The sequence below is a fragment of the Stenotrophomonas sp. 63632_Sma genome (assembly GCF_056482875.1).
Map to the genome: position 1 here is coordinate 3,418,992 of NZ_CM151220.1, position 20,721 is coordinate 3,439,712.

Consider the following 20,721-nt stretch of genomic DNA (forward strand, 5'->3'; position numbering starts at 1 on the left):
ACAGCAACAGCAACAGCAGAAGCTGGCTATCCGTGGGTTGGCGGGGTGGGTCCGGTTGCGGGGGACGCCGTAAATACATCCCTGTAGCAACTGTGTTGCTGGAGAGTCTCAGGCCCGTCAGGTAAACGGGCACGGTAGTGTGCAAGCCGCTGGTCAAGCAGCCTTTGGTCTTTCGCCCTGGCTCGCCTCAGGCGGGGACTAGCCCGCTTTCAGCGTCGCGCACACGGGCGTTGAGGATGACCAGCATCTTCCGCATCACTGCCACGATGGCCACCTTGCCTTCCTTGCCGCGGGCTCGTAGCGACTGGTAAAAATCGCGCAGCCGAGGTTCATGCCGCATGGCCGACATTGCCGCCATGTAGAGCACTTGCCGGATTTCGGCTCTTCCACCGTGGATGCTTCGTTTTCCTCTCATCGTGCCGCTGTCGTGGGACATCGGGGCTACCCCGACCAGGCTGGCGATGCGCTTGCCAGTGATCCTGCCAAGCTCTGGCAGATAGCTGGCTAGAACTGCCTGCAGCACAGGCCCTACGCCCTTCATCGACTTCAGCATCTTCAGTTGAGGCTGCTGACCAACCTGCTCGACGATCTGCTTGCCCAGACGCTCAACCAACGTTTGTAGGCGGGTGATGTTGCCCTGCAGTAGTCGGCGCAGTTCACGATCAAGCACCATTTCCTGCTGTTGCCGCGCGATGGTCAGGGCGTCCATCGCCTGCCGACGTGCCCGAACGAACTCCCGCATCTTCTGCTGCCAAGACTGCAGCGGCTGATAGGGAGGCAGCTTCACCAGGGCGGCCATCTGCGCCAACGCGTAGGCATCCAAACGGTCGGTTTTGGCAGTCTGACCCAACCCCTGAGCCAGTTTCCGGGCGCGCAAGGCATTGGCACGGGCCACCGGATGACCGGCCTTGTGCAGGAAATCCAGCACCGGCTGCTCATAGCCACCCGTGGCTTCAAGCACGATCTGGCGGGTCGAACGCTTCTTCAGCCAAACATCCAGTTCAGAAAACCCGGAGCGGTTGTTGCTGACCTGCAGGGTTTCTCCGTCCGTCGTACCGATATCCAGCTGACGCTTGCTGACATCAATCCCGATCCCGTTCATCACCTGACTCCGTATAGTCTGGAAGGGTCGAGAGCTCCCCCGCTTGCCCAGTCTTATCGCTTCGAGTGGTCGCTCCAGCAACTGTTCGGGCGGATCAAGGGAGATTCCGGCGTGGGCGCCAAGCTACATGGCGATCGTCGCGATCCTGGTTACGGATCGTCGAGATCTAGGCTCGCACGGCGGCCCACGCCGGCTCTCGACGCCTACGCTGCCAGATTCCGATCAGATAAGGCTCGGTCGCGCCATCCATGGCGCTCACGCCCCCGCAACCGGATCCACCCCGCCTTCGACAGTTTTCCGCGATCTGATGGAACGGCCTTGGGGTCAGATCCGTTTTCCGGAGGAAACCGGATCTGACCCCAGATTCCTTTCGATATCTGACAGATGTGTCGACCAAGGTCGACACCTACCCACAGCACACGGAATCTGTCGGAGGTGGGGCGGTGTCGGAGTGCGGGGTGTCAGCCGCATGGATGCGGCTGCCAAGCCTACAGGGACGTACTTGCGGCGTCCCCGCACTCCGACACCGCCCCGCCAAACCACGGAATACCCGCTTCTGACGTTGACGTTGCTTGAAGGCTTCGGCAGGTGCAGGGCGCAGCCCTGCCGAACCCAACCGACTTCCGCCACTTGCGGTGGCGGCGACTGCCCACTAGCCTTCGGCCGTCGTTCACCACCCAAGGACCGCCCGTGAAACACCGTCATCTCCTGCTGGCCTCGGCAATCGCCGCCGCCACGCTGGCCCTGGCCGCCTGCAAGAAGGAAGCTGCCCCAGGCACCGATACCGCCAGCAGCAGCGCCCCGGCCGGCGAAACCGCCGACCAGTTCGTGGCCCGCATCAATGCCGAGTTCAAGGCCGCCTACCCGGAGATGACCTCGGCGCAGTGGCTGTCCTCCACCTACATCAACAGTGATTCGGAACGCATCGCGGCCAAGGCCAACGAGCGCTCGCTGACCCAGCTCAACAGCTGGATCGAACAGGCCGCCAAGTTCGATGGCAAGCCGATGAGCGAGGACAGCAAGCGCGCGATCCACCTGCTGAAGCTGATGTCCTCGATGCCGGCACCGCGTGACCCGGCCAAGCTGGCCGAGCTGACCCAGATCGCCACCCGCATGGAAGGCAGCTACGGTGCCGGCAAGTACTGCACCGATGCCAACGATCCCAACTCCTGCCGCCAGCTGGGCGAGCTGGAGCAGGTGCTGGCACGCAGCCGCGACTACGACAAGCAGCTCGACGCCTGGCAGGGCTGGCACAGCACCACCAAGAGCATGCGCGGCGACTACCAGAAATTTGTCGGTCTGGTGAACGAAGGTGCCAAGGGCATGGGCTTCACCGATGCCGGCCAGATGTGGCGCAGCGGCTACGACATGCCGCCGGAGCAGATCGGCCCGGAAACCGACCGCCTGTGGGAACAGGTCAAGCCGATGTACGAGCAGCTGCACTGCTACGCACGCGGCAAGCTGGACAAGACCTACGGCAAGGACAAGGCGGAAGTGGGCAATGGCCTGATCGCCGCACACCTGCTGGGCAACATGTGGCAGCAGGACTGGTCGAATCTGTGGGACCAGCTGGAGCCGTATCCGGGTGCCGGCAGCCTGGACATCACTGCAGCGCTTGAAAAGCAGTACCAGACCAACCTGAGCGCGGCGTTGGCCAAGGCCGGCAAGGATGCCAACGTAGCGGCGCAGTACAAGGCACAGCGCGAGGCCGAACTGCGTACCGCCAAGCAGATGACCGAGCGCGCCCAGGACTTCTACGTGTCGCTGGGCATGCCGTCGCTGCCGCAGTCGTATTGGGAAAAGACCCAGTTCATCAAGCCTGACGACCGCGACGTGGTCTGCCACGCCAGCGCCTGGGACATGAACATGGAAGGCGACGTGCGCACCAAGATGTGCATCAAGCCGAACGAAGAGAACTTCACCACCATCTACCACGAGCTGGGCCACATCTATTACGACCTGGCCTACAACCCGTTGCCGCCGCTGTTCCAGGGCGGTGCCAACGATGGTTTCCATGAAGCGATCGGCGACACCATCGTGCTGGCGATGACGCCCAAGTACCTCAGCTCGATCGGCCTGGTTGATGCGCCGACCGAGAGCCGCGAAGCGGTCATCAACAACCAGATGCGCATGGCGCTGTCGGGCGTGTCGTTCCTGCCGTTCGGGCTGATGATCGACCGCTGGCGCTGGGGCGTGTTCGATGGCTCGATCACCGCCGACAACTACAACAAGGCGTGGTGGGACCTGAAGGCCAAGTACCAGGGCGTGGCGCCGGCCAGCACCCGTGGCGAAGAGTTCTTCGATCCGGGCGCGAAGTACCACGTGCCGGGCAACACCCCGTACACCCGCTACTTCCTGGCGCGCATCCTGCAGTTCCAGTTCTACAAGGGCCTGTGCGACGCGTCCGGCTACAAGGGCCCGCTGCATGAGTGCACCTTCTACGGCAACAAGGAAGCCGGCCAGAAGTACTGGGCGATGCTGAGCAAGGGTGCCAGCCAGCCGTGGCAGGCCACACTGAAGGAACTGACCGGCACCGACAAGCTCGATGCCGGCCCGATGATCGAGTACTTCAGCCCGGTCAACGAATGGCTGAAGCAGCAGAACGAAGGCCAGATGTGCGGCTGGCAGGCCAACGCGGCCCCGGCGGCGAAATGAGAAAAGGGGCGGGTCCGCAAGGATCCGCCCCTTTCCGGTAGTGCCGGCCGCTGACCGGCGACTACGCGATGAAGACCCAACGGGCAGCCGGCCAGCGGCCGGCTCTACCGAAATGCCTGTCAGCTGTTCTTCTTCGCGGCCATCGCTGCGGCCAGCTCGGCCTTGAATTCCTCGAAGGTCTGGCCCTTCTCCTTCGCTTCGGCCTGCGCGGCATCGCGCAGCGCATCGGAGTACATCAGGCGCACCGGCGTGCCGTTGCGCTCGTGCAGTTCACCGGCCTGCATGATCAGCGCCAGCACCTGCGCAGCGCTCTCGCTGTGGCCAGCGATGCGGCCGTCCATGCCCAGCACCCATTCGCCGTCACGGCGCACGACACCGGCCAGCAGGGTGCGCTGCGCATCGCGCAGCTCGGCATGCGGTTCCACCGGCGATGCCTGCGCGGCGGCCTTGTTGGCGGCCTGCTTTTCCTGGCGACGGCGCTGGTCGCGGCGGGTCTTGGAACTGGTGGACATGGTGCGGTACCGCTGCGAAGGGGGGCGCAAGGATAGCGCACCCCGCCCGCAGCGCTGCTTCACGCGTGCTCGATCCAGTATGGTCAGTCCAGCACCTTGCCGTGCCGCCAGTAGCCCATGAAGGTGATCGCGCGGCGGTCCAGCCCGCAATCGCGCACCAGGTGGCGGCGGATCGCCATCACCGCCCCCGCCTCGCCCGCCACCCAGGCGTACAGCGGCCCGGCCACGCAGGTGTCGGCCTGCTCCCAGAGGATCTGCGTATCGACGTCGATCTCCTCCAGCGCATCGCCAGCAGGCACGCTCGAGGTCGCTGACAGCCGTTCCTGGACCGCCTGCAGCAGCGGCTGGCCATAGGCGGCCTGCCCACGCGGCAACCACACCAGCTCGGCCGTGGCCGGCGCCTTCAGGGGAACCGCATCACCGGCCTGCGCCACTTCCAGCAGGGCCAGCGTGCGCGGCGGATCCACCATGGCAGCCAGTTCCTCGAGGATGCCGGCTACCGCAGGCAACGCGGTTTCATCGGCCACCAGCAGCACCTGGCTGACACCGACCGGTGGCTTCCACTCCCAGCCTTCGCTGCTCTCGGCGCAGTCGGCGTCCGGGGCCAGCAGCACCACGCGATCGCCCGGCCGTGCATGCATGGCCCAGCGCGAAGCGGGTCCGGTCACCCCGTGGATGACGAAATCGACGTCGACCTCGCCCTGCTCCGCACGCAACTGGCGGATGGTGTAGGTGCGCATCGGCGGGCGCTGATCGTCCGGCAGCGCCCGGTAGCGCGGGTACCAGTCCTCGCCGCTGGGGACCTGCGGCAGGTCCTGGCCGGGCAAGGGGAAGAACACCTTGATCCGCTGGTCCGGGCCTTCGGTCTTCATCCGCGCCACGTCGGCGCCAGTGAACACCATGCGGTCCAGGGAAGGGGAGAGAACGCGGCGCTCCTTCAGCGCCACCTCGAACAGGCGGTAGGTCTGCTGCGCAGCCATGGGGGAACCTCATGCAACGACATCGGATTGGCTGGCTGTCGTGCACCCGTGCACCGGCTGGCTGGAGTGCCCAGCCTAGTCCGGTGGTTTCCCGTCGCAAGCGCTGCCGGCGTCGCGGCCTGCCCTACCCCTGCACGCTGCTCAGTGACCCGTGCAGACTGCCTGCGCCGCGCGTTCACGCTGGTGTTCCCAGTACCAGAACACGAAACCAGCACCGAAGAACGCAGCCTGGCCCAACGCCAGGTGCAGCGGGCTGGCGCTCAGCAGCGGCGATACCACGCCGGCCACCACGGTGCTGATCATCAGCTGCACGAAGGCCTGCAGCGACGAGGCCAGGCCGCGCTGGTGCGGGTACATGTCCAGCACCGCCAGCGCCAGGATCGGGAAGATCAGCGCCATGCCCATGCCGCCCAGGAAGATCGGCAGCACCGCCCACGGCAGCACGAACTGCGGGGCCAGCGCCACGTAGCCGACGTTCAACAGCACCGACAGCGCGCACAGGCCGAAACCGATGGCGACCTGGCGGGTGGGCGTGGTGTGCCCGGCCATGCGCCCTGACAGGAACGAGCCGGTGGTCATGCCGCCGATGGTGGGGATGAACAGCCAGGCGAAGCCGCCCTCGCCCAGATGCAGGTGCTGCATCACGAACACCGGCGCCGAGGAGATGTACAGGAAGATGCCACCGAAGCCGATGCTGCCGGCCAGCGCCAGGCGCAGGAAGCGCGGATTGAAGCCGATGCGTACGTAGTCACGCATCAACGTGCGCGGCGACAACGGCACGCGTGCTTCGACCGGATGGGTCTCCGGCAGGTAGCGCGCAGTGGCCGCCAGCAGGACCAGCCCGAACACCACCAGGAACCAGAAGATCAGCGGCCAGCCGGCGCCACTGAGCAGGATCCAGCCACCGATGATCGGCGCGATGGCCGGGGCGATACCGAACAGCATCGACACCTGGCTCATCAGCCGCTGCGCGTCGTGGCCGTGGTACAGGTCGCGGATCACCGCGCGGCCGACGATCATGCCGACACCCGCCGACAGGCCCTGCAGCGCACGGAACGCCAGCAGCGTGGTCAGGTCGGTGGACAGCGCGCAGCCAACCGAAGCGCCGACGAACACCACCAGGCCACCGAGGATCACCCACTTGCGGCCCCAGGCATCGGACAGCGGGCCGTGCGCCAGGCTCATCAGGCCGTAGAACAGCAGGTACACGCTGATGGTCTGCTGCACCGCCACTTCGTCCACCGCCAAGCGCTGGGCCAGCTGCGGGAACGCCGGGAAGATGGTGTCGATCGAGAACGGACCGAACATGGCCAGACCGGCGAGCAGCAGGGCCATGCGGCGGGTGGAGGGAGCAACAGCGGCGGTCATGGGGAAGGCGTCCGGCAGGGCCATGCGCGGCACGCACGGCGGGCGCCGGTCCCCTTCTGCAGGGACGGCGCCAGATGAATTCGGGTATCCGCCCATCATAGGTGGGGATTGCGCCCGATGCCATGCAGCGGTGCACAAAACGCACGACATGGCCATCGGCCATTCAGGCGCGGCGGCCATGTCTGGAGGCGGCCGGCGGGCCCGCAACGGGCTATAATCAGCGGGCAACACGGTGGGAGAAGCGGAACACCGCTGCCGAAGGCGCAACGCCCGTAATCGCTCAGGCCCGATACCACCCGTAACAGAACTCTGGAGAGACCGGTTCGATCCGGCGCCGAAGGGGCACGAAGCTGCGGTCCGCCGCGCTTTTAAACTCTCAGGCAAAAGGACAGAGGGGCGCCCCGCAGACCGCCGACCGGCGGCTTGTGCCCGTGCGTGTGCCCTTTCCTGACGGATCCTTCGCCATGTCCCAGAACACCCCTTCCCTGCGTGAGCTCGAGCACCACAATGCGTTCGTCGAGCGCCACATCGGCCCCAACGACGCCGAGATCGCGCAGATGCTCGATGTCGTCGGCCACGCGTCGCTGGATGGCATGACCGATGCCATCGTACCGGCCAAGATCAAGTCGCCGGCGCCGCTGGCGCTGCCGGAGTCGATGACTGAAGTGCAGGCACTGGCGAAGATCCGTGCGATCGCCGACAAGAACACCGTGCTGCGCAGCTTCATCGGCCAGGGCTACTACGGTACCCACACGCCGAACGTGATCCTGCGCAACATCCTGGAAAACCCGGCCTGGTACACCGCCTACACCCCGTACCAGGCGGAAATCTCGCAGGGCCGCATGGAAGCGCTGATCAACTTCCAGACCCTGTGCGCCGACCTCACCGGCATGGAAATCGCCAACGCCTCGCTGCTGGACGAAGCCACTGCCGCCGCCGAAGCGATGACCCTGGCCAAGCGTTCGGCCAAGTCGAAGTCGGACACCTTCTTCGTGCACGACGCCGTGCACCCGCAGACGCTGGAACTGCTGCGCACGCGCGCCGAACCGATGGGCATCGTGCTGCGCGTGGGTACGCCGGCCGAAGCGCTGGAAGCGGAAGCCTTCGGCCTGCTGCTGCAGTACCCGGACACCTTCGGCCAGGTGGGCGATTACAAGGCGCTGGTCGATGCCGTGCACGCGCGCGGCGGCCTGGTGGCCGTGGCCACCGACCTGCTGGCCCTGACCCTGCTGGCCGCTCCGGGCGAATGGGGCGCGGACATCGTGGTCGGCAACAGCCAGCGTTTCGGCGTGCCGTTCGGCTTCGGTGGCCCGCACGCCGCCTTCATGGCCTGCCGTGACGCCTACAAGCGCTCGATGCCGGGCCGCCTGATCGGCGTCTCGATCGACGCGCAGGGCAACCCGGCCTACCGCCTGACCCTGCAGACCCGCGAGCAGCACATCCGCCGCGAGAAGGCCACGTCCAACATCTGCACCGCACAGGTGCTGCTGGCGGTGATGGCCTCGATGTACGCCGTTTACCACGGCCCGGACGGCCTGACCCGCATCGCCCGCCGCACCCATCGCCTGGCCTCGATCCTGGCCGCCGCGCTGCGCAACGCCGGCGTGCAGGTCGGTGGTGACTTCTTCGACACCCTGCATGTCACCGGCGTGCACGCCGATGAGATCCACGCCAAGGCACGCGCCGCTGGTTACAACCTGCGCGCGATCGACAGCGACTCGGTCGGCATCAGCCTGGACGAGACCACTACTCGCGCCGACATCGTCGCCGTGGCTGCCGTGTTCGGTGCCTCGCTGGACGTCGACGCACTGGATGCCAGCACTGCCGATGCGCTGCCGGCCGGCCTGCTGCGCCAGTCCGCGTTCCTGACCCACCCGGTGTTCAACACCCACCACAGCGAGCACGAGCTGCTGCGCTACCTGCGTTCGCTGGCCGACAAGGACCTGGCGATGGACCGCACGATGATCCCGCTGGGCTCGTGCACCATGAAGCTCAACGCCACCGCCGAGATGATTCCGGTGACCTGGCCGGAGTTCTCGCAGATCCACCCGCTGGTGCCGGCCGACCAGGCGCTGGGCTACAAGGAACTGATCGACACGCTGGAAGCGATGCTGGTGGAATGCACCGGCTACGACGCGGTCAGCCTGCAGCCGAACTCCGGCGCGCAGGGCGAGTACGCCGGCCTGCTGGCGATCCGCGCCTACCACCGCTCGCGCGGTGAGGAACATCGCGATATCTGCCTGATTCCGGACTCGGCGCACGGCACCAACCCGGCCTCGGCACAGATGTGCGGCATGAAGGTGGTGGTGACCAAGACCGATGCCAACGGCAACGTCGACGTCGAGGACATCCGCCTCAACGCCGAGAAGTACAGCGACCGCCTGGCCGCGATCATGATGACCTACCCGTCCACGCACGGCGTGTTCGAGGAAGAGGTGGTGGAGATCTGCGAGATCATCCACAAGCACGGCGGCCAGGTGTACACCGACGGTGCCAACATGAACGCCCTGGTCGGCGTGGCCAAGCCGGGCAAGTGGGGTTCGGATGTTTCGCACCTGAACCTGCACAAGACCTTCTGCATCCCGCACGGTGGTGGCGGCCCGGGCGTCGGCCCGTGCGCGGTCAAGGAGCACCTGGCCCCGTTCCTGCCGGGCAAGCTGGGTGACAACGGCCCGGTCGGCATGGTCAGCGCGGCCAGCTTCGGCAGCGCCTCGATCCTGCCGATCAGCTGGATGTACATCGCGATGATGGGCCGCGACGGCCTGCGCAAGGCCACCCAGGTCGCGCAGCTCAACGCCAACTACATCGCCAAGCGCCTGGCCCCGCACTTCAAGACCCTCTACACCGGCCGCAACGGCCTGGTGGCACACGAGTGCATCCTGGACGTGCGCCCGCTGGAGAAGACCAGCGGCATCGGCGCCGAGGACGTGGCCAAGCGCCTGATCGACTTCGGCTTCCACGCCCCGACCCTGAGCTTCCCGGTGGCCGGCACGCTGATGGTAGAGCCGACCGAGAGCGAGTCGCTGCACGAGCTGGATCGCTTCATCGACGCGATGATCCAGATCCGCGAGGAAATCACCGCGATCGAAGACGGCCGCCTGGACCGCGAGGACAACCCGCTGAAGAACGCGCCGCATACCGCGACCGCGGTGACCGCCAGCGAGTGGACCCACGCCTACCCGCGTGAACTGGCTGCGTTCCCGCTGCCGAGCCTGAAGCTGCAGAAGTACTGGCCGCCGGTGGCACGCGTGGACAACGTGTACGGCGACAAGAACGTGATGTGCGCCTGCATCCCGGTCGATGCCTACAAGGATGATGAAGTCGAGGCGTGATTCCTCGCTGCATCGGTAAAGAAAACGGCCCGCGCAAGCGGGCCGTTTTCATAAGCGCGTGTGGACCAAGGTCCACACCCACAAACATCCGATCACGGATCCGGCATCTGCCCCAGGCTCAACTGCCACGATACGCCGAAGCGGTCCTGCACCCAGCCGTAGCGGTTGCTGAAGTCATAGTCGCCCACCGGCATCAACCAATGGCCGCCCTCGCCCAGCACGCGTGCGGCACGTTCGAACTGCTCGGCGCCGGAACACTCGACGAACAGCGAGATCGACGGTGAGAAGGTGAAATCGTGCACGTCCAGGCTGTCGAAGCACAGGTAGTGGGTTCCACCGAGCAGGAAGATGGCCTGGCGGACCTGCCCGGGCACGCCGGCACCGGCGCCGTCCGGATGGCGCTGCATTGCCAGCAGGCGGAAATCGGCGAAGGCCTCGGCATACAGAGCCAAGGCCGCTTCGGCCTGGCCGGTGAACATCAGGAAGGGGCGGCTGCGCAGCATGCGGTACTCCTGGTCGACGGGCCGCGGACGGCCCACACGATCAGGATGGCACGGCGGATGTGCAGCCCCCGTGGTAGTGCCGGCCGCTGGCCGGCAGCTTCAATCACGCCTCGCGCATGCGCCGTGCGATGGCGCTGCTGGTGGCGATCGTGGCGGTCAACGCCACCATCGACAGGAACTGCAGGCGGGTGTGCGACTCGCTCAGCAGCAGGCCGAAGATCAGTGCCAGGATCGCCAGCGCGCAGCAGGTCAGCCACGGGAAGCCGGCCATGCGGAACGGCAGGCGGGTACCCAGGCGATCCGCGCGGCGACGCAGCACCAGCTGCGACACCAGCGACAGCGTCCACACCAGCAGGCAGGTGGAACCGACGATGTTCAGCAGCACCGGCAGCACCCGGTCCGGGAACAGCAGTTCCATCACCGTGGCGGCAAAGCCGAACAGCACGCTGGCCAGCACGGCGATCACCGGCACCTGGCGCGGGTCGGTCCAGCCGAGCACCGCCGGTGCCTCGCGGCGCTGCGCCAGCGAATACATCATGCGCGAGGCGCCGTAGAGGTTGGCATTGAGTGCCGACAGCAGTGCGATCACCGCGATCAGGGTGATGGCCGTACCCGCGCCCGGGATGCGGGCGATATCCAGCACCGCAGCGAACGGCGACTTCAGCGCCTCGCTGGTCCACGGCACCACGGCGATGATCACGCTCAGCGAGCCGATGTAGAACACCAGGATGCGCCAGGCCACGGTGCGGATGGCACGGGCAATGCTGCGCTCGGGATCTTCGGTTTCGGCCGCAGCGACGGCTACGATCTCGGTGCCGCCAAAGGCAAAAACGACAACCAGCAGCGCCGTGCCGATGCCGGCCAGCCCCTTCGGCGCGAAGCCGCCATGCTCGGTGAAGTTGCTCAAGCCCGGCGAGGTGACCTGCGGCAGCCAGCCCATCAGCAGCGCCACACCGATGGCGATGAAGGCCAGGATCGCCACCACCTTGAGGATGGCGAACCAGAATTCGAACTCGCCGAAGTTCTTCACCCCGAGCAGATTGATCGCGGTGAAGAACAGCATGAAGGCCAGCGCCGCCATCGGTACCGGTATCGCCGGCCAGACCGTGGCAAGAAGCCCGGCCGCGCCTACCGCCTCGGCGGCGATCACGATCACCAGCTGCACCCACCACAGCCAGCCCACGGTGGCGCCGGCGGTGGCGCCCATGGCATCAGCGGCATAGACCGAGAACGCGCCACTGGTCGGCTTGGCCGCCGCCATCTCGCCCAGTGCGTTCATCACGATGATCACCAGCGCACCAGCGACCAGATACGACACCAGAACCGCCGGGCCGGCCGCCTGTACACCCACGCCCGAGCCGAGGAACAGGCCGGCGCCGATGGCGCTGCCCAGGCCCATCATGATCAGCTGGCGGGGCTTGAGCGAGTGCCCGAGGCGGGACGGCGAAGCGGTCGGAATCGAGTTGGGCATCGGCAGGGCTGGCGGCGGCTACAGGGGCGACACCTTACCCTGTCCCGTGCCCACGGGGATAGGCACAGCGCAGCAGGCGGCTCAGGCCAGCGCCGGCTCGCCGACGTTGCCACCAATACGGGCCCGGTAGGCGCGCGGCGAGAAACCGGTTTCAGCCTTGAACTTGCGGGTAAAGGCGCTCTGGTCGCTGAAACCGCAGGCCTGGCCGATGCAGGCGATGCTGTCGTCACCGTGCAGCAGGTGCATGGCCATCTGGATCCGCAGCCGGGTCAGCACCTGCTGCGGGGTCATCTGGAACACCTTGCGGAAGCTGCGCTCCAACTTGGACAGCGAGAAACCGGTGATGTCCAGTAGGGTCTGCATGCGCACGTTTTCGGCGTAGTGCGCATTGAGGTGGGCCAGCGCCAGCCGCAGCTGCTCGTACTGCGTGCCCAGGCTGTCCTTCTGGCCGAGGTCGCGGGATATGCCGATCAGGCCCTCGATGGCCCCATCGACCACCAGCGGGCGCTTGCAGGTCAGGCACCAGCCCGGTTCGCGGTTGGCGAACAGGTGCAGCTCCATCAGGTTCTCGATCACCTCACCGGACAGCACGCGGGCGTCCTGGTCGACGTAGTCCGCACTGAGGCCGGTCGGGTAGATCTCGGCCGCGGTACGCCCGATCACGTCCTTGCGCGCGCGCAGGCCCAGCCGCCGCAGCATGGTCTGGTTGACGTGGGTGTAACGCCCCTGAAGGTCCTTGATGAAGAACAGCACATCCGGGATGGCGTCGAACAGGGCTTCGATGTCGGCGGGCTCGACTCGCATGCCACAAGCATAGCCGAGGCCCCTTGCCGGTGCGATCACCCTTGCGGGACTTGCGCTTAACGCCGCCAGGCCCACCGTGGGGGCCAGCCCCCACCGGAGAACCGGCCATGCCCCGCGGTGACAAGTCCGCCTATACCGAAAAGCAGAAGCGCCAGGCCGAGCACATCGAAGAGAGCGAGCGCGAGCGCGGTGCCAGCGAAAGCACCGCAGAGCGCATCGCCTGGGCCACTGTGAACAAGCAGGACGGCGGCGGCAAGCGCAGTGGCAGTGGGCGCAAGGTGGCAAAGAAGGCAACGGCCAAGAGGACGACACGCTCCCGCGCAGCCGATAACGCCTCTTGAGTTTGAGCCAGCAACCAAAAATGTCGCAATAGGCCGTCCATTCCCATCAGACAGCATTGAAACGCAGCTCTTGAAGCAATCCTGCCTGGATGCTTTCTGGATCTTTGGACCAATAGATCACCACGCATGGGCGCCTACGTGATATTCACTCTTTCCACTTCAATGGAAAGGAAGCTTCCTTGTCTCTCAGGAAACATGCGCTGACTGTCAGTGCGCTCACCCTTGTCCTCGCTGCGTGTGGCAGCGCCAAGGATCCCAGCAAGAGCAACTTCAGCAAGGCCATCCAGACCTACTTGGATACGAACAAGGGACTGTGCGCAGCAGTTCCTGCCCGCGAGATTCCCTTCACCTTGGCTGACGACGACCGACTGGGAGAACAGAACCGCAAGCGGGCCGCAGCTTTGGTCGATGCCGGACTGCTCATTCGCCGTGACACCGAGGTCAAATCAATGTTCGGGACCTCGATGCGACCCGCAGGGGAATACCAGATCACCGATACAGGCAAGAAGTTCCTTGTCGCCAATGCTGCCGATACAGTGGCTGCGCAGGACGCATTCTGCACGGGCAGGTTCGCAATGGTTGGAGTGGATACCTTCACCGAGCCCAGCGACATGATGGGAGTAAAGCTGTCCCAGGTGAACTTCCGGTACAAGGTTGATGGGGCGGACAACTGGGCAAAGTCTGAAGCGGTGAAGGCCAGCTACCGGAACTTTGCCGAGCAGGTGGAAGGCGATATCCCAGGCAAGGCAACACTCGTTCTGACGAACGACGGTTGGATGCACGAACGTCTTTTCAAGCGCTGATCCGTGTGCGACCGGCACTGGCTCAGGTGCCAGTGCCGGCCTCTTCCACTCAGGCTGCGCGACGCGGCACAACCGAAGCTGCGTCGCCTTCCACCTTGAACACCGACACCGACGTGGTCAGTGCATGCGCCTGTTCTTCCAGCGCGCGGCTGGCGGCGGTGGCTTCTTCCACCAGCGCAGCGTTCTGCTGGGTCACCTGGTCCATCTGCACCACCACCTGGTTGACCTGCTCGATACCGGCGGCCTGTTCCTTGCTGGCCGCTGCGATGTCGCTCATCAGCTGGGTGGTGCGCGAACTTGCCTGGGCTACGCGGGCGATCGCGGCTTCCGATTCAACGGTCACTGCCAGGCCGCTCTTCACCTTGGCAGCGGCATCTTCGATCAGTTCCTTGATCTCCTTGGCGGCGACACCGGCACGCTGCGCGAGCGTCCGCACTTCACTGGCGACCACGGCGAATCCACGCCCCTGCTCACCTGCACGCGCCGCTTCCACCGCAGCATTCAGCGCCAGGATGTTGGTCTGGAACGCGATGCCATCGATCACCGTCGAAATTTCCGAGATGCGTGCCGAGGACTGGTCGATCTCACCCATGACCGAGGCCATCTGTGCCATCGCCTGCTCGGTCTCGCGCACGGCGGCACCGGCCGCATGCGCTTCACTGTCGGCCTGACGCGCCAGCTCGGCGTTCTGGCGCACGGTGGAGGTCAGTTCCTCCATCGATGCGGCCGCTTCTTCCAGATTGGCTGCCTGCTGCTCGGTACGGCGCGACAGGTCGTTGTTGCCGGCGGCCAGTTCCTGCGCCGCGTTGTTGATGCTGTCGGCAGCCACCTGGATGCCATGCACGATGCCGGTCAGCTGTGCGGTGGTGGTGTTGGCATCGTCGCGCATGCGTGCGAACACGCCGTCGTACTCGCCGTCCATGCGTGCGGTCAGGTCGCCGTGCGAGATCGCGCGCAGCACGTCGGAGACATCGGCGATGCTGGCCTGTGAACTGGCCATCATGCCGTTGAGATGTTCGACCATCGCCTTGAACTGGTACTGGAACGCAGCGGCATCACCACGCATGCTGAAATCACCGGCGCGTGCGGCGCGGGCCAATTCATCGATCTGCGCGTTGATCGCCATCAGGCTCTGCTTCACCGCGGCCAGGGTACGGGTCAGCGTGCCCTTCTCGCCCGGGTAGTCGGGCAGGTCACGGCTGAGGTCGCCGATGGCGTAGCGCTGCATCACCTCGGCCATCAGCAGTTCCACCTGCACGTGCGATTCGACCAGGCTGTTGGTGGCCTGCACCATGCGGCCGAAGTCACCGGGGAACGCCGTGACGTCCATGCGATAGCGGATCGCGCCCGCCTCATGCTGCTCAGCCATCTGCAGCTGTGCGCCGATCGCCGCCTGCACGCTCTGCCGCACGCTGGCCATCGCCTCGCCCAGCTGGGTCAGTTCGTCACGGCCGCCAAGGCGGAACTCCTGGTCCAATTGTCCCTTGGACAGGCGCTCGGCCAGGTTCACCGCGCGGGCCAGCGGACCGGTCAGGCTGCGGCCGATCATCACCGAGGCACCGATGCCCACCAGCAGCGCGACGCCGCCCAGCACCAGCAGCTGCAGCAGGCTGCGCTCACCCAGGCGGATCGCCTCGGCGGCTGCCTCACGGCTTTCCTTCTCTTCGAAGTCCACGCCATCGGACAGAGCCTTGTTCCAGCCGTTTGCCGCTTCCTGCACGGGGCCCAGGGTCAGCGCTACGGCGCCCGGGTAGTCGCCCTGCTCCATCAGTTCGCTGGTCTGCTTGTTGAGTGGACGCGCAATGGCACGCTTGGCGGCGATGGTTTCCGCGATGGCCTTGCCGTCGGCGTCGCTGGGCAGCGCCTGGTAGGCGGTCCAGCTGGCCTCGTAGCGCTTGACCAGGTCGGCAATGCGCTTCTCGTCGCTGCCACGGTCTTCGCCCTGGCGAATCAGCATTTCGCGGCGCACGACCATCATCTGGTTGTTGGCATCGAGCATCTGCGACAGCAGACGCACCTTGGCCACGCTGACGTCGACCACCTGCTGCATCGCGCGCTTCTGCACGACACTGGCGGTGGCGCCGGTGGCCACCACGGCGGCAACCAGCAGCAGCAACAGGCCAAAGCCCAGCCCAAGACGCCAGGCAACCCTGACGTTCCTCAAGTAGTTCATGGGGGTATCCAAAACGGGGGGATGCGCCCTTATCGGCGGCCCGGCAGGCAATCTTGATCGCCGTCCGTCGACGGCGTCGGCCACCGTTCACCTTGGTGAGCCCCCTGCGCAGCAGCACCTGCGCGCTGGACACGGCTGCAATACCCATGGCTGCTCATGCGGGCATCAGATCCCTTTCACGGTGGCTCGGCGGCTGCTGCGGGCAAGGTGGTGGCGTGACCTGCTGGAGATCCCAATGCCCTTGCCCGTGTCCCGATCCACCCTGCTCGCTCTCTCGCTGCTGGCGTCGCCAGCCTTCGCGCAGGCGCCGCCGCCCCACTTGCCCGCACCCATTGCCGAAACGGCCGGACCGGACACCGCACCCCACTCCGCGCTGCACGCCCAGGTGCTGCTGGATCGCGCGAGCTTCTCCCCTGGCCAGATCGATGGCGAAGTGGGCAGCAACCAGCGACGCGCGGTGTCGGGTTTCCAGGCAGCGCATGGGCTGGACGTAACGGGTGAACTGGACGACGCCACCTGGAAGGCCCTGCAGGCCGATACCGTTGGGCCGCTGGCCAGCTACACGCTGACTGCTGAGGATGTTGCCGGTCCGTTCCAGGCCACTCCGAAAGGGCCCGCCGCCCAGGCCAAGCTCACATCGCTGGGCTACGGCAGTGTGGAAGAAGCCCTCGGCGAGCGCTTCCATGCCTCCCCTGAGCTGATGAAAGTGCTCAATCCCGGCGTGGACCTGACCAAGGCTGGCAGCCGCATCCAGGTACCCAACATCGCACTGGCCGCATTGCCGAAGGCGGCGAAGATCGTGGTCGACAAATCCGACTCCACGCTGCAGCTGCTGGATGCGCAGGGCAAGGTGATCGCACAGGTCCCGGTGTCGTCGGGCAGCCAGCACGACCCGTTACCGATCGGCGAATGGAAGATCCTGGGCGTTTACCGCGACCCGCCGTTCCACTACAACCCGAAACTGTTCTGGGATGCCCGCAAGGGCGAAAAGAAGGCCACCCTGCCACCGGGTCCGAACAATCCGGTCGGGCGGGTCTGGATCGATCTGTCCAAGCCGCATTACGGCCTGCATGGCACGCCCGAACCCGGCCATGTGGGCAAGACCGAATCGCATGGCTGCGTGCGCATGACCAACTGGGATGCGCAGCGCGTGGCCGATGCCGTGGATACCTCGGTACCCGTGGTGATGCAGGAGTGAGCCGATGCGCCTTTCGCAACTGATCGTGCTGGGCGTTCTGCTGGGGCTGGGTGCAGGCTGGTGGCTGCACCGCGATGCGGGTGATCCGGTACCCGCCCCGCTGCCGCAAGCGCAATCGGCACTGGCAGCGGCGCCGGCGAAGGAATCTGTAGCGACACCCGCAACAGCCCCACCCGCCAACACCGCGCCGTCGGCCGCGCAGACTGCGGATGCACCATCCGGTCTGCTGCTGCCGGTGCAGGGTATCCATGCGTCCCAGCTGCGCGATACGTTCACCGATGCCCGCAGCGAAGGACGCGTACACGATGCGATCGACATCATGGCCGATACCGGTACGCCGGTCCTGGCGGTGGCCGATGGAACGGTGGAAAAACTGTTCGACAGCGAGCGCGGCGGCTTGACGATTTACCAGTTCGAGCCCAGCGGGCGCTGGTGCTACTACTACGCGCATCTGCAGCGCTACGCCGATGGCCTGGCGGAAAAACAGGTGATCAAACGCGGGGATGTGATCGGTTACGTGGGCAGCACAGGCAATGCCAGTGCCGACGCGCCGCACCTGCATTTCGAAGTACACATGCTCGGACCGGAAAAACAGTGGTGGAAGGGAGAGTCGATCAACCCCTATCCCCTGCTGAAGTCGGCGGCACTGACGCCCGGCGCTGCCAGCGCCTCAACACCAGAGTAAAGACAGCCAACGCAGCCCCTGGAATCAGCAGGAACAGCGCCGCCATCTTCCAGAAGAAGAACGGCCACAGCCAGATGTAATCCAGGTCGGTCAGCTTCAGCAGGTCCAGCGGTGGCTGCAGCTCGATGTCTGCCGCGTGCCCGGCCAGCGCCGGGTCCACCTCCAGCACGGTGACCCGTAGCCATGAGCGGCCGCGTGGCAATGCGTCGCCGCGGCCATAGCCAAAGTAGAACGCCGTAAGGCCGCTGGACTCAACCGAAGCCAGCGCGCGATTGATGCCCTGCCCGGCCACTCCCGAACGCTCCCCTGCGCGGAAGTCTCTCTGATCGGTCGGAGTTTCGATGTGCAGCAGCACCTCGGGGTCAGCCTCTGTACCGTCCGCGGCATAGCGCAGGCGCAACCGCAGTTGGTCATCGATAAGGCGGTAGACGGTGATCTGGGCGGTTGCGCCAGGACTCAGCACCAGCGGCACCGTCTGCGTGCGCGACGCCAGGGCATTGGCGGCCGCACCCAGCAGCAGTACCAGGCAGGCGATGCCCCACAGGCTCCACATCACCCACAGGGTGATCCGCACCACCGTTACGCCCTTCACGCTGACATCCGGGTCATCACGTCATTTCCCTGCTGGCCGTGCCGACACAGTAACGAAAAAGCCCCGCTTTCGCGGGGCTCTTACTGTCACCTACGCCGGGCAGCGCCCGGCGCTACCTCAGGCGAACGGATCCTGCAGGACCATGGTGTGGTCGCGGTCCGGGCCGGTGGAGACGATGCTGATCGGGCAACCGGCCAGCTCTTCCAGCGAACGCAGGTAGGCACGTGCGGCCGGCGGCAGGTCGTCCCAGTTGGTGATGCCGTGGGTGTTCTCGCTCCAGCCCGGGAACTCCAGGTACACCGGGGTGCAGTCTTCCCAGCCCTGCGCGTCCAGCGGCGCGTACTCGGTGCGCTTGCCGTTGTATTCGTACGCGATGCAGACCTTCAGCTTTTCCATGCCATCCAGCACGTCCAGCTTGGTGATGCACAGGCCGCTGATGCCGTTGATGGCCACGGCGCGCTTCAGCGCGACGATGTCCATCCAGCCGCAGCGACGCGGACGGCCGGTCGAGGCACCGTACTCGGCGCCGCGGTCACGGATGCCCTGGCCGACTTCGTCGTCCAGTTCGGTCGGGAACGGGCCGCCGCCGACGCGGGTGGCGTAGGCCTTGGCGATGCCCAGCACGTAGTCGATCGAATCGGCGCCGACGCCGGAACCGGCCAGTGCACCACCGACGGTGGTGTTGGAGCTGGTGACGTACGGGTAGGTGCCGTGGTCGATGTCCAGCAGCGCACCCTGCGCGCCTTCGAACAGCACGCGCTTACCCTGCTTGCGCAGGTCGTGCAGGATGCCGGCCACGTCGGACTTCATCGGCTGCACGTATTCGCCGAAGGCCAGCGCTTCGTCGAAGGTCTTCTGGAAATCGACCGCATCGGTGTTCAGATACTTGGTCAGCACGAAGTTGTGGTAATCCAGCGCGGTGCGCAGCAGTTCTTCCAGCTGCTTCGGGTAATGCAGGTCGGCGATGCGGATGCCGCGACGCGCCACCTTGTCTTCGTAGGCCGGGCCGATGCCACGGCCGGTGGTGCCGATCGCCTTGCCGCCGGCAGCGCGCTCGCGCGCCTGGTCCAGGGCGATGTGGTACGGCATGATCAGCGGCGCGGCCGGGGAGATCTTCAGGCGCGAACGCACTTCCACGCCGGAGGCTTCCAGCTCGGCGATTTCCTTCTGCAGCGCGGCCGGCGAGATCACCACGCCGTTGCCGATCAGGCACAGCGCATCGTCACGCAGGATGCCCGACGGGATCAGGTGCAGGACGGTCTTCTTACCGTTGATGACCAGGGTGTGGCCGGCGTTGTGGCCGCCCTGGAAGCGCACGACGGCGCCGATTTCCTCAGTGAGCAGATCGACGATCTTGCCCTTGCCTTCATCGCCCCACTGGGCACCCAACACTACGACAGACTGACCCATGACGGGCTCCTCATATGTTGCGGCCATCGGGGCCGCGGACGGTTGAACCGTGGCGGGGCTGGCCAGCACCTGGAGGGCGGCTCCAAACGGGGAGCAGCCGGCGATGGAAGGCCCAGACACGGAAAAAGCCGAACGGGGAGGCCCGTCCGGCTTTTGTGCATTATCCGGGTTTCCGGGGTCGGGTGCCACCTTTCCGACGGACGGCTTCACCGGCCGGTCAGCCGCCCCGCCCGGTCGTGCCGGCCGTTGGTAAGCAATGCCAACCAAGGGGGGGCTCCCAAAACCGGACCACGCATGTGCCGGTCGGTCAGGCGCCTCCCGGTAGTGCCGGCCGCTGGTACGGCAATGCCAACCAAGGTTGGCATCTACCAGAGCCGGGCCACGCATGTACCGGCCGGTCAGGCGCCTCCCGGTAGTGCCGGCCGCTGGTAGGCAATGCCAACCAAGGTTGGCATCTGCCAGAGCCGGGCCACGCATGTGAACGCAGGCGGCCGCTGGTGGGCAATCCCAGGGTTAGCCGCGGCAGCGGCACTACCCTTTCAATGCCGCGCCCACCACAGCAGGCTCAGGCCGGCCAGCAGCACCAGCCCGCCAAAGCTGCGCAGGGCTGGGCTGGGCAGGTCCAGCAGGCGCTCGGCCATGCGCTTCCAGGCAAATGGGGCGACGAACAGGAACAGGCCTTCCAGCACCGCCACCAGGCAGACGGCGGCGAACAGATCTTTCATGGGGGACTCCGGAAAAAGCACGGGGCCCGGCATCTGGCCGGGCCCCGTGGGGTACTGCCCTGCGACC

At 66.0% G+C, this 20,721-nt stretch carries 16 protein-coding genes, 1 pseudogene and 1 riboswitch; of the genes and pseudogenes, 6 read left to right on the forward strand and 11 right to left on the reverse strand.

The genetic code is table 11. The annotated features are described in order from the left end of the window. Nucleotides 1-187: 187 nt before the first annotated feature. On the reverse strand, nucleotides 188-1,102 hold the full coding sequence (locus tag ACZK45_RS15940; protein WP_478444904.1) for an IS110 family RNA-guided transposase: 915 nt from the start codon (nucleotides 1,100-1,102) through the stop codon (nucleotides 188-190). Nucleotides 1,103-1,792: 690 nt separating this feature from the next. Between ACZK45_RS15940 and ACZK45_RS15945 the strand changes: the two genes are divergently transcribed. After that, on the forward strand, nucleotides 1,793-3,757 hold the full coding sequence (locus tag ACZK45_RS15945; protein WP_125895308.1) for a M2 family metallopeptidase: 1,965 nt from the start codon (nucleotides 1,793-1,795) through the stop codon (nucleotides 3,755-3,757). A 119-nt stretch (nucleotides 3,758-3,876) separates the two neighbouring features. Here ACZK45_RS15945 and ACZK45_RS15950 read toward each other — a convergent pair whose 3' ends face one another. From ACZK45_RS15950 to ACZK45_RS15960, 3 genes are all read right to left on the reverse strand, one after another. Continuing rightward, nucleotides 3,877-4,269 carry a hypothetical protein gene (locus tag ACZK45_RS15950; RefSeq protein WP_008265644.1) on the reverse strand — a complete coding sequence of 131 codons (393 nt, stop codon included), beginning with the start codon at nucleotides 4,267-4,269 and terminating at the stop codon, nucleotides 3,877-3,879. A gap of 83 nt (nucleotides 4,270-4,352) precedes the next feature. Then, complete coding sequence (locus ACZK45_RS15955) at nucleotides 4,353-5,249, reverse strand: siderophore-interacting protein (protein WP_478444905.1); 897 nt, start codon at nucleotides 5,247-5,249, stop codon at nucleotides 4,353-4,355. Between the two features lie 141 nt (nucleotides 5,250-5,390). Further along, nucleotides 5,391-6,617 (reverse strand): multidrug effflux MFS transporter, encoded by a 1,227-nt coding sequence (locus tag ACZK45_RS15960; protein WP_478444906.1) that lies wholly within the window; start codon nucleotides 6,615-6,617, stop codon nucleotides 5,391-5,393. Nucleotides 6,618-6,916: 299 nt separating this feature from the next. Next, nucleotides 6,917-7,019, forward strand: a riboswitch (glycine riboswitch). A gap of 62 nt (nucleotides 7,020-7,081) precedes the next feature. Here ACZK45_RS15960 and gcvP point away from each other — a divergent pair. Next, complete coding sequence (gene gcvP, locus ACZK45_RS15965) at nucleotides 7,082-9,949, forward strand: aminomethyl-transferring glycine dehydrogenase (RefSeq protein ID WP_071228125.1); 2,868 nt, start codon at nucleotides 7,082-7,084, stop codon at nucleotides 9,947-9,949. Between the two features lie 92 nt (nucleotides 9,950-10,041). Here gcvP and ACZK45_RS15970 read toward each other — a convergent pair whose 3' ends face one another. The 3 genes from ACZK45_RS15970 to ACZK45_RS15980 all read right to left on the reverse strand — a co-directional run bounded on the left by ACZK45_RS15970 (nucleotide 10,042) and on the right by ACZK45_RS15980 (nucleotide 12,727). Beyond that, nucleotides 10,042-10,452, reverse strand: coding sequence for a VOC family protein (locus ACZK45_RS15970; protein ID WP_005410627.1), 411 nt, complete (start codon nucleotides 10,450-10,452; stop codon nucleotides 10,042-10,044). Between the two features lie 103 nt (nucleotides 10,453-10,555). Next, complete coding sequence (locus ACZK45_RS15975; protein WP_125895312.1) at nucleotides 10,556-11,923, reverse strand: amino acid permease; 1,368 nt, start codon at nucleotides 11,921-11,923, stop codon at nucleotides 10,556-10,558. An 81-nt stretch (nucleotides 11,924-12,004) separates the two neighbouring features. Continuing rightward, on the reverse strand, nucleotides 12,005-12,727 hold the full coding sequence (locus ACZK45_RS15980) for an AraC family transcriptional regulator (protein WP_032127825.1): 723 nt from the start codon (nucleotides 12,725-12,727) through the stop codon (nucleotides 12,005-12,007). A gap of 107 nt (nucleotides 12,728-12,834) precedes the next feature. On the opposite strand from ACZK45_RS15980, the pseudogene ACZK45_RS15985 reads away from it, so the two are divergent. Together ACZK45_RS15985 and ACZK45_RS15990 are read left to right on the forward strand one after the other, a co-directional pair. After that, nucleotides 12,835-13,053: pseudogene (locus ACZK45_RS15985) on the forward strand (hypothetical protein); the annotation flags it as partial. Between the two features lie 194 nt (nucleotides 13,054-13,247). Continuing rightward, a complete protein-coding gene (locus ACZK45_RS15990) occupies nucleotides 13,248-13,871 on the forward strand; it encodes a hypothetical protein (RefSeq protein ID WP_032127824.1) in 624 nt (207 codons plus the stop codon). Between the two features lie 49 nt (nucleotides 13,872-13,920). Here ACZK45_RS15990 and ACZK45_RS15995 read toward each other — a convergent pair whose 3' ends face one another. After that, the gene (locus ACZK45_RS15995; RefSeq protein ID WP_478444907.1) at nucleotides 13,921-16,044 is read right to left on the reverse strand and encodes a methyl-accepting chemotaxis protein; all 2,124 of its coding nucleotides are present in this window, start codon (nucleotides 16,042-16,044) and stop codon (nucleotides 13,921-13,923) included. 235 nt (nucleotides 16,045-16,279) lie between these two features. Between ACZK45_RS15995 and ACZK45_RS16000 the strand changes: the two genes are divergently transcribed. Further along, a complete protein-coding gene (locus ACZK45_RS16000; protein ID WP_125895317.1) occupies nucleotides 16,280-17,242 on the forward strand; it encodes a L,D-transpeptidase family protein in 963 nt (320 codons plus the stop codon). Between the two features lie 4 nt (nucleotides 17,243-17,246). After that, on the forward strand, nucleotides 17,247-17,927 hold the full coding sequence (locus ACZK45_RS16005; RefSeq protein ID WP_125895318.1) for a M23 family metallopeptidase: 681 nt from the start codon (nucleotides 17,247-17,249) through the stop codon (nucleotides 17,925-17,927). Here ACZK45_RS16005 and ACZK45_RS16010 read toward each other — a convergent pair. The 3 genes from ACZK45_RS16010 to ACZK45_RS16020 all read right to left on the reverse strand — a co-directional run bounded on the left by ACZK45_RS16010 (nucleotide 17,857) and on the right by ACZK45_RS16020 (nucleotide 20,654). Continuing rightward, entirely contained in the window at nucleotides 17,857-18,519 is a 663-nt protein-coding gene (locus ACZK45_RS16010; RefSeq protein WP_125895319.1) for a hypothetical protein, read from the reverse strand. The genes ACZK45_RS16005 and ACZK45_RS16010 overlap by 71 nt on opposite strands. Nucleotides 18,520-18,636: 117 nt before the next feature. Then, nucleotides 18,637-19,929 carry an adenylosuccinate synthase gene (locus ACZK45_RS16015; RefSeq protein ID WP_014038120.1) on the reverse strand — a complete coding sequence of 431 codons (1,293 nt, stop codon included), beginning with the start codon at nucleotides 19,927-19,929 and terminating at the stop codon, nucleotides 18,637-18,639. 539 nt (nucleotides 19,930-20,468) lie between these two features. After that, nucleotides 20,469-20,654, reverse strand: a complete 186-nt coding sequence (locus ACZK45_RS16020) for a DUF2065 domain-containing protein (protein WP_005410640.1) — start codon at nucleotides 20,652-20,654, stop codon at nucleotides 20,469-20,471. Nucleotides 20,655-20,721: the final 67 nt, after the last annotated feature.